Origin of the sequence: Ensifer sp. NM-2 (genome assembly GCF_003024455.1) — a bacterium.
GTDB lineage: Bacteria > Pseudomonadota > Alphaproteobacteria > Rhizobiales > Rhizobiaceae > Ensifer > Ensifer canadensis.
On the sequence record NZ_PVZR01000002.1, the window covers coordinates 1 to 12,280 of the forward strand.

A 12,280-nucleotide genomic window follows, 5' to 3' on the forward strand; every position below is an offset into this window, starting at 1 on the left:
GCGCCTTGGCCATGTCCCCTTCCGAAATCGCCTGGCCGTGGGCGTCATAGGCAGAACCGCCGACGAGGCCTTCGTCCGTCACGAAGCCGGCGCCAAGCTCGGCATTCATGTAGGCGATGATTTTGCGCACTTCCGCCATGGCTTCCGGGCCGATGCCGTCGCCGGGAAGGATGAAAAGCTTACGATCGGCCATTTCGGCACTCCTGTCGTTTCAGTGTTTGTGTTGGTGCAGGGCGGCTCATGCGGTGACCTTCGGCCATGGCCGCTGTTGCGGACGCAGGGTCTCGAATGCTCGTGCAAGGCGCAAGACCCCGATATCGTCAAACTGCTGGCCGATGATCTGAAGCCCGATCGGCAAACCGCTGGCAGTATAGCCGCAATTGACCGAGATCGCCGGCTGTCCGCCCATGTTCACCGCGACCGTAAAGGCGATGTGCTCGAACGGCTTCTGTGGGTCATTGATCGGCGAGGCCCATTCGGCGGGATAGGACGCGGTCGGTGCCGTTGGCGAGAGGATGAAATCAAAACCGGTCAACGCCGCATGGATGGCGTTGCGCATGGCGTCGATCTGGGCGAAGCCGGTATAGACGTCGCGGCCGGAAAAATCCTTGGCCGTCTCGATCCAGTTGAAGATGTAGGGCAGTATCTGCGCCTGCTGTTCCGGCGAAAGACGCGAGACGTCTTCCCAACCGCGCGCACGCCAGAAGCGATCGAGGCCATCGATCATCTCGCGGGTGAGGAAGGGCTCGACAGGCTCAATGATGACACCGGCGTCCGCGAAGAGTTTTGCCGCTTGGCTGACCGCCTGCTCGGTTTCCGCGCTAACCGCCTGGCCAAAGCCGGCATCGAGCCAGAGGCCGATCTTCAATCCCCTGACATCGCGTTTAAGGTCGAGCCAGGGGATATCGGCATAGGGCAACGACATGGTGTCGCGTGCATCCGGCTTCGACAAAACGGACATGTAAAGCGCCGTATCGGCGACAGTGCGGCTCATCGGCCCGGCGACGCGGCCGATGAACGGCGGATTGATCGGGATCCGGCCCGCCGAAGGCTTCAGACCAACGACGCCGCACCAGCCGGCCGGCAGGCGGACGGAACCGCCGATATCGGTGCCGATATGGAGCGGACCGTAGCCGGCGGCTGCGGCCGCACCTGCTCCGGCGCTCGAACCGCCGGGATTGGTCGACAGGTCCCAGGGATTGCGCGCCAGCTTGTGAAAACTGGAAAGGCCGGAAGACAGCATGCCGTAATCAGGCATGGTGGTCTTGGCCAGAATGACGCCACCCGCCTCGCGGGTGCGCGCCGCCGGCGGCGCATCGGTCACGGCCGGCACCAGCGGCACGGCCGCGCAGCCAAGCGGCACAGCCGTTCCCTTTGTCGCAATGTTCTCCTTGATCGTCACCGGCACGCCATCGATCGCGCCCAGAGGCTCACCCTTGCCCCAACGTGCCTCGGACGCCTTCGCCGCCTTGCGCGCCTCGTCCGGATCGTAGGCCCAAAGCGCATTGAGTTTCGGCTCGGATGCATCGATGCGCGCGATGACAGCATCGACGACTTCGACGGGAGAGAGCTTTCGCAGGCGGTAAGCCTCGACAAGATCGACGGCGGTGAAATCGGCAAGATCGGACATGGGCAATAATTCCTGCAACAAGAGCAACTCCGGAGAATTGCAGAATTTCAAAGAGTTCTAGGCAAAGTGACAGCGGGCGGACCAGGCCGGCGTCACCGGCTTGGCCATGGGCGTTTGGGCGAGACAGATATCCTGCCTGCGCGGACAGACGGCGGCATAGGCGCAGCCCTCTGAGGTCGTGGCGGTATGGACAGGCGTTTGCGGCGGGGCGTTCGACCGGACCCGCTTGCGGCGTCCGGCAAAGGGTTTCGGCACGGCGGCGACAAGCGCCTGCGTGTAGGGGTGGCGCGGGTTGTCGAACACCTCGTTGGTCGGTCCCTCCTCGACGATCCGCCCGAGATGCATGACGGCGACCCGGTCGGTGATGGCGCGAACCACGCCCAGATCGTGGCTGATGAACAGATAGGAGAGCCCGAGCCTCTCCTGCAGATCCATCATCAGGTTCAGCACCTGCGCCTGGATCGAGACGTCGAGCGCCGAAACCGGTTCGTCGGCAACAATCAGCGCCGGTCGGGTGATGAGTGCGCGCGCAATGGCAATACGCTGGCGCTGGCCACCGGAAAACTCGTGCGGATACTTGTCGACTGACGCCAAGGGCAAGCCGACCGCCTCCAGCACCTCCTCAACGCGCCGGTTGCGCTCAAGCGCGCTGGTTCCGCGTTCCAGTGAGACGATGGGTTCGCAGATGATGGTCCGCACCGTGTGGCGCGGATCGAGTGACCCGTAGGGATCCTGGAAGATCGCCTGAAATCCCTTGCGCGCCTCCCGCAACTCTGATCGGTCCAGCGAATAGATATCCTTGCCGGCAATGGTAACCTGCCCCGATTGCGGGCGTTCAAGCCCCATGACGGCGCGCGCAAGGGTCGATTTTCCCGAGCCGCTTTCGCCAACGATGCCGAGGCTCTTGCCGGCGCCAAGCTCGACGCTGACACCGTGCAGCACGCGCAAGCTGGTCTGCTTGGAAAAGATCGATGGGCGCGGCAACTGGTACTCGCGCACCAGATCGATGGTCCTCAGAATGACATCGCTCATGGTGCCACCATCCTTTCGCGTGGATGAAAGCAGGCGGCGCGATGCTCCACATTCCTGTCGGTATCGATCAGATCCAGTGGCGGTATCGCCCGCCGACAGTCGGGCTGAACGAAGGCGCAACGCTCAGCAAAGGAGCAATGGTCCGGCCGCGCAAAAGGATCGGGAACGATGCCCGGGATTGCGTTCAGCCTTGGCCTTCCCCCGATCTGGCGCGGAGCAAGGGCAGCTCCATGAGGAGACGCAGCGAAGAGGCCCCTCGCATAGGGATGCGCCATGCGCGCGAACACGTCGTCGGTGCGCCCCGTCTCGATGACACGCCCAGCATACATGACCGCGATACGGTCGGTCATTTCGGAAACCACGCCGAGATCGTGGGTGATCAGCATCAGGGCCGTACCAGTATCTTCGATCAGGTCATCGAGCAGATCAAGAATCTGTGCCTGCACCGTCACATCGAGCGCGGTCGTCGGTTCGTCGGCGATCAACAGGTCCGGTTCGCAGGCGATCGCCATGGCGATCATCACGCGCTGCCGCTGGCCGCCGGAGAGTTGATGCGGGTAGAGGTCCAGATTGAAGCGCGGCGCCGGCAGACCAACCCTGTCCAGCAAGGATCGCGCCTTCTTTTCCGCATCGGCTCTGGTTTCGCCAAAATGAAGGCGTCGCCCTTCGGCGATCTGGGCGCCGATCGACTTGACCGGGTTGAGGGCGGTCATCGGCTCCTGAAAGATCATCGCAATGCGCCGGCCGCGATATCTGCAGAATTCGGCTTCGGGCAGATCTGCGAGGTTGCGGCCATCGAACATCAACTCGCCGCGCACCCGCATGCGCTGCGGCAGCAGTCCCATCACGGCGAGCGCCGTCATGGATTTGCCGCTGCCGGATTCTCCGACGATACCGAGGCGTTCGCCGCGATTGAGCTCAAGATCGACGTCGGAGACGATATCGACCTGGGTCATGCCCGCTGACAGCTCGACCGACATTCCGACCATTCGTAGCAAGGGTGCCGTCATCTTTGTCGCCTCACGCGCGGATCGAGAATGTCGCGCAGGCCATCACCGAGGAGGTTGAGGCCGAGCACGGCGAACGTGATCGCAAGTCCCGGGAAGATGGCGAGCCATGGGGCCTGATAGATGAAGGTCTGGGCATCGTTCAGCATCTTGCCCCAGCTTGGCATCGGTGGCTGGGTGCCAAGACCGACATAGGAAAGCCCAGCTTCTGCAACGATTGCTAAGGCGAACTGGATCGTCACCTGGACCAGGAGCACGTGGTTGATGTTGGGCAGGATGTGCAGAAAGGTGATCGCCACGTCGCCGCGACCGGCGCAGCGGGCCGCCTGCACATATTCGCGCTTCCAAAGCCCCATCGAAGCGCCACGGGTCACGCGGGCAAAGACCGGAATGTTGAAGATGCCGATGGCGATCATGGCATTGGTCGCGCCGGGGCCGAAGATGGCCGTGATGATGACCGCCGTCAGCAGTGCAGGAAAGGCAAAGGCAAGATCGCTCATGCGCATGACCAGGCCATCGACCCAGCCGCCGCGGGCCGCAGCCCATGCACCGAGCGGCACGCCGATGCCGGCGCCGACGAGCACCGCGACGATCGAGACCGCGATCGAGTTGCGCGCCCCGGCCATGATCATCGACAGGATATCGCGGCCGAAATTGTCGGTGCCGAACCAATGGGCGAGGCTTGGTCCCTGAAGCTTGTCGCGGAAATTCATCGCCGTCGGCGAGAAGGGTGTCCAGACGGTGGAAACCACGGCCATCGCAATGAGGATGGCGGTGACCGTCAGGCCGAACATCAGGCTTCGGCTACCAAAAAGCTTGGCCAACAGGCCTGGTTCCGAAGTGATTGCCGAGGTGCTCATCAGTGGCCTCCCCTCGACAGGCGCGGATCCAGATAGCCGTAAACGAGATCCACGAGAAAATTGATGGTGATGACGGACGCGGCAAGCAGCGTCACGAGCGTCTGCACGGTCACCAGATCGCGCTGCGCGATCGCCTGAAAGACCAACCGGCCGACACCCGGCAGATTGAAGACGTTCTCGATGATGATCGTGCCGGCAAGCAGAAACGAAAACTGCAGGCCGATGATGGTGACGACGGGGATGAGTGCGTTCGGCACCGCATGCCTCCAAAGCGCACCAGCGCGCGAGAGGCCCTTGGCGCGGGCAGTGCGGATGAAATCCTCCCCGAGCGTTTCGATGACGGCCGAGCGGGTGACGCGTCCGAGAATGGCGGCGAGTGGCAGGCCGAGCGCAAAGGCTGGAAGAATGAGCGAGTGGAGGCCGCTCCAGATACCGTCCTGCCAGCCGGCAAAGCCCGAGGCCGGAAACCATGCAAGTTTCAGCGCGAACAGCAAAATGAACAGAAGCGCGAGCCAGAAATTGGGGATGGCGACGCCAACTTGCGCGATGCCCATGACGACCGTGTCGCCGGCCTTGCCGCGATTGGCCGCGGCATAGACGCCAATGGCGATCGCAACCACGACCGAGATCGCCATGGAGAGGAGAGCCAGGGGCAATGTCACCAGGATGCGGGGTCCGAGTAGTTCACGGATCGGCACCGAATAGGTGAGACTCATGCCGAAATCGCCGACGACAAAGCCACCGATCCACTGGAGGTAGCGGATCCAGATTGGCTGATCGAGGCCCAGCTGCCGGTGCAGCGCCGCGATCGCATCCGGGTCGGCGTTCATGCCGAGCATCAGCACTGCCGGGTCGCCGGGCAGCACCTGCATCAGCAGAAAGACGATGATAGAGGCGACCAGGGTCGTCAATATGAGCGACACAAGGCGACCGCCAACAAAGGAAATCACATCAACCTCCCGGAATGAGCGAGCGTTGACCGGCGCCGGGGACGGTCAACGGCTGATCTGCATCCGCCCCCATTTGTGGAGGGGCGGATGCTGGAGCGGGATGAGGAAAAGTGTGTGCGGTTTTCAGCCCGCATACCGCTCCACCTCATGAGAAGCGATCAATTCTCCCAGTAGGTCTGGGTCTGATCGTCCGCCGGCACCGGCATGTTCTTCCACAGACCCTTCACCTTCTTGTTCCAGACGCCGATCTTCGGAAGAGCGTAGAGGAAAACGTTCGGTTCATCGGCCGCCAGTTTACGCTGAAGCTGGCCGACGAGATCGAGCTGCTCAGCTTCCGTCGACGCGAGCGTGAAGGACTTGTAGAGCGCCTTGTAGTCCGGGTTCTGGTAGTTGAAATAGTATTTGTCGCGAGCGTAAATATCGAGATCGCGGGCTTCGGCGTGTGCGATGATCGTCGCGTCGAAATCCGAGTTCTTGAACACCTGGTCGAGCCATTGCGCGAACTCGATCGGAACGAGGTTCACCTTGACGCCGACTTCGCTGAGCATGGCCGCGATGATCTCGCCGCCGCGCCGGGCATAGGCGGGTGGCGGCAGCATGATGGTCATTTCCAGACCTTCGACACCGGCCTCCTGCAGCAGTTGCTGCGCTTTGCCCGGGTCATAGGGATAGGTTTCGTTCAGATCGACATAGCCGGGCTCCACCGGGGAATAATGCGAACCGATCGTCTCGCCGAAGCCCGAATAGGTGCCTTCGACCAGGGTCTTCCGGTCGATCGCATGGGCAAGCGCCTGACGAACCCTGACGTCGTCAAACGGCTTGCGCGCATTGTTCAGCGCAAGAACCACCTTGCCGGAGGTGCTGCCGACCTCGACCTGGAGGTTGGGATCGCTTTGGAACTGGCTGACGAGTTCGGCGGCCTGGAACATCGGGAACGCATCGACGTTGCCGGCAAGAACGGCGGCTGCGGCTGCGGACGGGTCGCTGATGAACTTGAAGGTGACTTCCGTCAGCTTGGCCGGTTCGCCCCAGTAATCGGCGTTCTTGTTCAGCACGACCTTGTCGCCCTTCGCCCATTCCTTGAACGCGTAGGGGCCAGTACCGACAGGCTTGGTCTTGTTGTCGGCGGCCGATGACGGCGCGATCATGACCGCGTCACCCCATGCCATGTTGAACAGGAAGTTGGATGCCGGGCGCTTCAGGGTCACGACTGCGGTTGCCGGATCCGGGCACTCGGTCTTTTCGATCGGCTCGAAGAGGCCCTTCTGCGCATTGGTGGAGTCCGCTGCGACGGCGCGCTCATAGGAGAATTTGACGATCGAGCAGTCGAATGGCGTGCCGTCGTGGAACTTGACGCCCTGACGAAGCTTGAACGTGTAGCTTTTCTGGTCGTCGGAGATCGCCCAGCTCTCGGCCAGGAGCGGCTTGACGGTGCCATCTTCAACCACGCGCACCAGGCCTTCGAACAGGTTGCCGTAGGTGATATAGCGGATCGGCGCGGCGGCGCCCGCGGTCGGGTCGAGGCCCGGCGGTTCCAGCACCTGGCCGACGGTAATCGTGTCCTTGGCCAAGGCTGTGGTCAGCGATGCGGCGATGAAGCACGAAGCAAGTGCCCATTTCGTCAAGTTAAGCATGGTTCCCCCGCTTTGCGGTTTGGTTGTTTATGGTCCCACTGCATGTTTCCATTAATCGCATCCGATTGAAGGAAACATGCAGTCAATCAAAGTGCCGCGACTTTCGTGCGCCCTAAGAGACGCGCGGCGCTGTCGTCATCAGATCGAACGCCCGCCATCGACGTCAAGTGCAACGCCGGTGATCATCGACGCCTGCGGCGATGCGACGAAGGCGGCGGCCTCGGCGAGATCCTCGGGCTTCAGCAAGCGGCCCAACGGAATGGAATCGCGGAACTTCTGGCGAATTTCCTCGGTATCCTCGCCCATGAAGGTCGTCAAAAGCGGCGTCTCGCCGGCAACCGGATTGAGGGCAACGACGCGAATGTTGAACGGAGCAAGTTCGATCGCCAGCGCCTTGGTCGCGGAGACCACCCAGCCCTTCGTCGCATTGTACCAGGCAAGGTTCGGCCGCGGCCGGTTGGCGCCAGTCGAGGCGATATTGACGATCACGCCTGTCTTGTTCTGTTTCATGTGCGGCAGCAGCGCGCGCGTCATGAGATAGACGCCACGCACGTTGACGCCGAGGATCCTGTCGAACTCGTCCGGCTCCACCAGTTCGGCGTTTTGTGGCTTGTGGCCGATGCCGGCATTGTTGATGAGAATGTCGACGCGGCCGAACTTCTCGAGGCTCGCGGCAACGGCGGCGTCGACGTCCGGTGATTTGGAGATGTCGCAGACGACGGCAAACGCATTGCTGCCGAGTTGCTTGGCCACGCGCTCGGCCCCTGCGGCATCGCGGTCGACAACGACCACCTTGGCACCGCCGTCGATGAAACGCTTCGCAATGCCCTCGCCGAAACCGGAGCCTGCACCGGTGATGAGAGCGATCTTACCTTCTAGTGACACTTGTTCCTCCCGACGCTGAACTAGCCGTGGTAAACCGAGATGGTTTTCATGCTGGCGAAGCCGTAGAGGGCTTCGAAACCCTTCTCGCGGCCATGGCCCGATTTCTTGACGCCACCGAAGGGCAGCTCGACGCCGCCGCCTGCGCCATAATTGTTGACGAAGACCTGACCGGCATGGACGGCGCGCGCCATGCGCAGCTGCCTACCACCGTCGTTTGTCCAGACCCCGCAGACGAGACCATAGGCGGTGCCGTTTGCGAGGCGAACGGCCTCCTCTTCGCTGTCGAACGGCATGATCACCTGGACCGGGCCGAAGATTTCGTCCTGTACCGTGCGGTGCTCGTGCGGCACGTCGCGCAGCAATGTCGGTGCGACATAGGCGCCGTCAGCGGGTGCGTCGGCGACGATCTCGCCCTCAGCCGCGATCTTCAGGCCATCCTTGGCGGCATCGGCAAGGAAGCCCTCGATGATCGCCTTTTGCCTATGCGAGACCACCGGGCCAAGCGACAGATCGGCGCTGGCCGGTCCGACCCTGAGCGCGCGATATCTTTCGCTCATCTGCGCCACGACCTCTTCGTAGATGGCGCGCTCGACGAGGATGCGTGACGAGGCCGAACAGGTCTGCCCGGCGTTCTGGATCCCGGCGTTGACCAGGAATGGCACGGCGCGGTCGAGGTCCGCATCGGCAAAGACGATCTGCGCCGACTTGCCGCCGAGTTCAAGCGTCACCGGCACTGCATTCTTCGCCGCCGCCGCCTGCACCATCTCACCGGTGCGCACCGAACCGGTAAACGAGATGTGGTTGACATCAGGGTGTTCGGAAAGCGCGGCACCCGCCTCCGCGCCCAGCCCGGTGACGACGTTCAGCGCTCCGGGTGGCAGGCCCTCTTCTTCGGCAATGCGCGCAAATTCCAGGATTGTCAGGCACGCCTCCTCGGCAGGCTTGACCACTGCCGCATTGCCCATGGCAAGGGCTGCGCCGAGGCTCCGGCCAAGGATCTGCATCGGATAGTTCCACGGGATGATATGACCCGTAACCCCATGGGGCTCGTAAATGGTCAGCACGGTGAAGCCGTTCTGATAGGGAATGGTGTCGCCATGCACCTTGTCGGCGGCGCCGCCATAGAATTCCAGATAGCGCGCGAGCGCGACGACATCAGCCCGCGCCTGCGTCAGGGGCTTGCCGACATCCTGCGCTTCGAGCTCCGTCAGAAGGTCAATGTTGCGCAGCACCGCTGTCGAGATCCGGCTGAGCACCCGTCCGCGTTCGGTTGCCGTCATCTGCCCCCATTGGCCGCCAAGCGCCGAGCGCGCCGAGCGCACGGCCAGGTCGATGTCGTCCCGGTTTCCCCGGGCAATGCGCGCGAATATCTCACCGTTGGAGGGATCCCTGACGGCGATGTGCTCGCCGCCAATTGCGTCCTGCCACGTGTTCGCGATGAAATTGCCGTAAGTCTTCACATCATGCCTCATTGCCAGTCTCGCCCTGCGGGAGGAGCGTTTTCAATCTCATGGCCGTCGCATGGATATGCGCGCGCGCCAGCTTCTCAGCCTGATCAGGGTCCCTTGCCGCTATCGCCTCGACAATGAGCCGATGCTCGGCAACGGCAGTGCTGGCGCGTTCGCTGGAAAGCGAAAAGGCCGGAGCGAAGACCTGAGAGGTCATCCGCAGAAGCGGCCCGAGCGACGCCAGCGACGCATTGCGCGAAGCACTGACGATTGCCTCGTGAAAGACGACGTTGGACTGGGTGTAGGCGCCGGGATCCCAGCGCTCGACGACCTTCTGTTGCTGATCGATCTGTTTCGCGAGTGCTTTGATTTCGGATGCTGTGGCGCGCTCGGCGGCATTGCGCGCCGCCACGCCGTCCATCGCCTCGCGCACAGCATAGGCATCGAGAAGCTTCGGCAGGTCGGCGGTGGCCACCCTGACACCGCTGCCCGGTTTGTTCACAACGAGCCCGTCGCGCTCCAGCACCCGCAAGGCCTCGCGAAGCGGCGTACGGCTGATGCCGAATTCGGCAGCGATCCGCTCCTGGCGCAACGTCGCTCCAGGCGCATAGACGCCGGCATAGATGCGCTCGCGAAGCGCCTGGGCAACTTCGTCGAGCAGGCGCGATTGGCTTCGCCATTCAAAGGTTTGACTCATCGATCCCTCCCAAGATCGAGGCAAATTGTATCCAGGATACAGACGATGTCAATTGCGATTGATGGGCCAGCGAACCGCCACGCGGGATCGGGACCGGAAGAGGCGTGATTTTCCGACGCAGACCCCTCGCTCAACGACAAAATTATTTACGGTTGACAATCGCAGTCTAAGACATCAATCTTGCAACTAAGATATCAGTTAGCGGATAGATATGTCTGAGATTGTCACCATACCGGCACTTCCACTTGACGAGCTCCTTCGGCCGTCCCTGATCGAGGGTGCGGGCAACACGACGTCAAAGGTCTATCGCCTGCTTCGGCAACTGATCGTCGAGGTGAGGTTGCTGCCTGGCCGCGCGTTGCCGGAAAAGGAGGTCGCCGCGATCCTCAACGTCAGCAAGACACCGGTTCGCGAAGCGATCATCCGCCTCTCGGAGGAAGGCCTGATCAAGGTCGTGCCGCAGGGCGGCACGTTTGTCGCGACGATCGAGGTCCAGCGCTATATCGAGGCGTGCTTCATTCGCTTTCGGTTGGAGGCCGGAGCGGCCGCAGAGGCGGCCAAGCGCCACACGTTCGAAGATCTCGGCCGCCTTGAACTCTGCCTCAACCAGCAGATTGCAGCCGTAGAGGGCGAGGATTACACGAATTTCTTCGAGCTCGACGAGAGCTTTCATAAAGCCATCTTCGCAGCCGCGCGTCTGAGCGGTGTGTGGACCTTCGTCAACCAGGCGAAGGGCGAGATCGATCGCATGCGCCATTTGAAGATGGTCTTCGGCGTTCGCCGCACTGCAGAAGTCATCGAGGAACATCGGGCGATCGTCGATGCCATTCGTGAAGCTTCGCCGGATGCGGCCGTGGCGGCAATGAGCCGACACCTCGGCTCGCTCGAAAGCAAGATTACCGAGCTCTCACGCGACCCGAAGCTGTGGAGCTACATTGAATCGATCAATGCGACAACGACAGAAAAACGGAGGCCGCGGCGCAACCTGACCTAAGGGGTTCGCGCCGGCGGGAGGAATCAAATGTCTGCAGTTGAACTGAACGACGTAGTGAAACGCTACGGCGCACTCGAAGTCGTGCACTCCATCAAGCTGTCGGTATCACCGGGAGAGTTCGTCGTTCTGGTCGGACCGTCGGGCTGCGGCAAGTCCACGACCCTGCGCATGGTGGCCGGGCTCGAAGACATTTCAGATGGCACGATCTCGATCGGTGGCCGCGTCGTCAACCGGGTCGCGCCGAAAGATCGCGACGTCGCCATGGTGTTCCAGAACTACGCGCTCTACCCGCACCTCAATGTCGCGGAAAACATCGCCTTTGGACTGCGCGTCCGTGGCGAGAAGAACGACGTCGTCGAAGCCGCTGTCAACGAGGCGGCCGCCATTCTCGATCTGATGCCCTATCTGAAGCGCAAGCCCGCGGACCTTTCGGGCGGCCAGCGACAGCGCGTGGCGATGGGTCGCGCGATTGTGCGAAAGCCACAGGTGTTTCTGTTCGACGAGCCGCTGTCCAATCTCGACGCCAAGCTGCGCACACAGATGCGCGCGGAGATCAAGCGGCTGCACAAGCGCATGGACGTCACCAGCATCTACGTGACGCACGACCAGGTGGAGGCCATGACTCTTGCCGACCGCATCGTCGTCATGAATGGCGGACGCGTCGAACAGGTCGGCTCGCCCATGGAGCTTTTCCTCAATCCGGCCAATGCGTTTGTTGCGAGCTTCCTGGGATCGCCGCCCATGAACCTCGTGGCAGCGCGCGTAGAAGCGGCAAACGGCGCTGCCGTTGCCTGCGTCGACGGCAACGGTCCGGTCCAGTTCCGCATGCCGGCTGCAATCGCCGCCGGCATGCGCGCCGGCCAGAAAGTTCTCGTCGGCCTGCGTCCCGAACACCTCGATATCGAAGTCGGCCGCCCGGGGGCCGACACCCAGGAGATAGCGACGGCCGTGGACCTCGTCGAGCCTCTCGGTTCGGAAGCGCTGCTTCATTGCAGGATCGGCGGCCAGCCGGTCGTCGCCAAGGTCGATACGCCCGTGGACGGGAGAAGCCTGTCGGATGTCGCCAGGCTGGCGATCCCCACCGCCAGACTTCATGTCTTCGACGTGGAGACCGGCAAAGCCATCAACGGACAGGCGTGAGGC

General features: G+C 62.4%; 12 protein-coding genes. 2 read left to right on the top strand and 10 right to left on the bottom strand.

All coding sequences use genetic code 11. The features are described 5' to 3' along the window. From C6558_RS05260 to C6558_RS05305, 10 genes are all read right to left on the bottom strand, one after another. Nucleotides 1–193, bottom strand: a 193-nt coding sequence (locus C6558_RS05260; RefSeq protein WP_245449114.1) for an isocitrate/isopropylmalate family dehydrogenase, incomplete at its 3' end; no start/stop codon positions are given. A 45-nt stretch (nucleotides 194–238) separates the two neighbouring features. Continuing rightward, on the bottom strand, nucleotides 239–1,630 hold the full coding sequence (locus C6558_RS05265) for an amidase (RefSeq protein ID WP_057207297.1): 1,392 nt from the start codon (nucleotides 1,628–1,630) through the stop codon (nucleotides 239–241). Between the two features lie 57 nt (nucleotides 1,631–1,687). After that, nucleotides 1,688–2,662 (bottom strand): ABC transporter ATP-binding protein, encoded by a 975-nt coding sequence (locus C6558_RS05270; RefSeq protein WP_082557397.1) that lies wholly within the window; start codon nucleotides 2,660–2,662, stop codon nucleotides 1,688–1,690. After that, the gene (locus tag C6558_RS05275; RefSeq protein WP_025430100.1) at nucleotides 2,659–3,672 is read right to left on the bottom strand and encodes an ABC transporter ATP-binding protein; all 1,014 of its coding nucleotides are present in this window, start codon (nucleotides 3,670–3,672) and stop codon (nucleotides 2,659–2,661) included. Before C6558_RS05275 ends, C6558_RS05270 begins: the two co-directional genes overlap by 4 nt. Beyond that, complete coding sequence (locus C6558_RS05280; protein WP_025430101.1) at nucleotides 3,669–4,529, bottom strand: ABC transporter permease; 861 nt, start codon at nucleotides 4,527–4,529, stop codon at nucleotides 3,669–3,671. Before C6558_RS05280 ends, C6558_RS05275 begins: the two co-directional genes overlap by 4 nt. After that, the gene (locus C6558_RS05285) at nucleotides 4,529–5,479 is read right to left on the bottom strand and encodes an ABC transporter permease (protein ID WP_025430102.1); all 951 of its coding nucleotides are present in this window, start codon (nucleotides 5,477–5,479) and stop codon (nucleotides 4,529–4,531) included. Before C6558_RS05285 ends, C6558_RS05280 begins: the two co-directional genes overlap by 1 nt. A gap of 158 nt (nucleotides 5,480–5,637) precedes the next feature. Continuing rightward, entirely contained in the window at nucleotides 5,638–7,113 is a 1,476-nt protein-coding gene (locus C6558_RS05290) for an ABC transporter substrate-binding protein (protein WP_107026904.1), read from the bottom strand. Between the two features lie 138 nt (nucleotides 7,114–7,251). After that, the gene (locus tag C6558_RS05295; protein ID WP_107026905.1) at nucleotides 7,252–7,998 is read right to left on the bottom strand and encodes a glucose 1-dehydrogenase; all 747 of its coding nucleotides are present in this window, start codon (nucleotides 7,996–7,998) and stop codon (nucleotides 7,252–7,254) included. A gap of 20 nt (nucleotides 7,999–8,018) precedes the next feature. After that, entirely contained in the window at nucleotides 8,019–9,470 is a 1,452-nt protein-coding gene (locus C6558_RS05300; protein WP_107026906.1) for an aldehyde dehydrogenase family protein, read from the bottom strand. Further along, nucleotides 9,460–10,143 (bottom strand): GntR family transcriptional regulator, encoded by a 684-nt coding sequence (locus C6558_RS05305; protein ID WP_107026907.1) that lies wholly within the window; start codon nucleotides 10,141–10,143, stop codon nucleotides 9,460–9,462. The genes C6558_RS05300 and C6558_RS05305 overlap by 11 nt, the downstream gene beginning before the upstream one ends. Before the next feature lie 211 nt (nucleotides 10,144–10,354). On the opposite strand from C6558_RS05305, the gene C6558_RS05310 reads away from it, so the two are divergent. Beyond that, on the top strand, nucleotides 10,355–11,137 hold the full coding sequence (locus C6558_RS05310; RefSeq protein ID WP_025430107.1) for a GntR family transcriptional regulator: 783 nt from the start codon (nucleotides 10,355–10,357) through the stop codon (nucleotides 11,135–11,137). A gap of 27 nt (nucleotides 11,138–11,164) precedes the next feature. Then, complete coding sequence (locus C6558_RS05315) at nucleotides 11,165–12,277, top strand: ABC transporter ATP-binding protein (protein ID WP_057217149.1); 1,113 nt, start codon at nucleotides 11,165–11,167, stop codon at nucleotides 12,275–12,277. Nucleotides 12,278–12,280: the final 3 nt, after the last annotated feature.

Coding starts and splice junctions, on each gene's coding strand:
- C6558_RS05315 (WP_057217149.1), top strand. CDS start 11,165: ATGTCTGCAGTTGAACTGAACGACGTAGTGAAACGCTACGGCGCACTC.
- C6558_RS05280 (WP_025430101.1), bottom strand. CDS start 4,529: ATGAGCACCTCGGCAATCACTTCGGAACCAGGCCTGTTGGCCAAGCTT.
- C6558_RS05275 (WP_025430100.1), bottom strand. CDS start 3,672: ATGACGGCACCCTTGCTACGAATGGTCGGAATGTCGGTCGAGCTGTCA.
- C6558_RS05270 (WP_082557397.1), bottom strand. CDS start 2,662: ATGAGCGATGTCATTCTGAGGACCATCGATCTGGTGCGCGAGTACCAG.
- C6558_RS05290 (WP_107026904.1), bottom strand. CDS start 7,113: ATGCTTAACTTGACGAAATGGGCACTTGCTTCGTGCTTCATCGCCGCA.
- C6558_RS05265 (WP_057207297.1), bottom strand. CDS start 1,630: ATGTCCGATCTTGCCGATTTCACCGCCGTCGATCTTGTCGAGGCTTAC.
- C6558_RS05310 (WP_025430107.1), top strand. CDS start 10,355: ATGTCTGAGATTGTCACCATACCGGCACTTCCACTTGACGAGCTCCTT.
- C6558_RS05305 (WP_107026907.1), bottom strand. CDS start 10,143: ATGAGTCAAACCTTTGAATGGCGAAGCCAATCGCGCCTGCTCGACGAA.
- C6558_RS05300 (WP_107026906.1), bottom strand. CDS start 9,470: ATGAGGCATGATGTGAAGACTTACGGCAATTTCATCGCGAACACGTGG.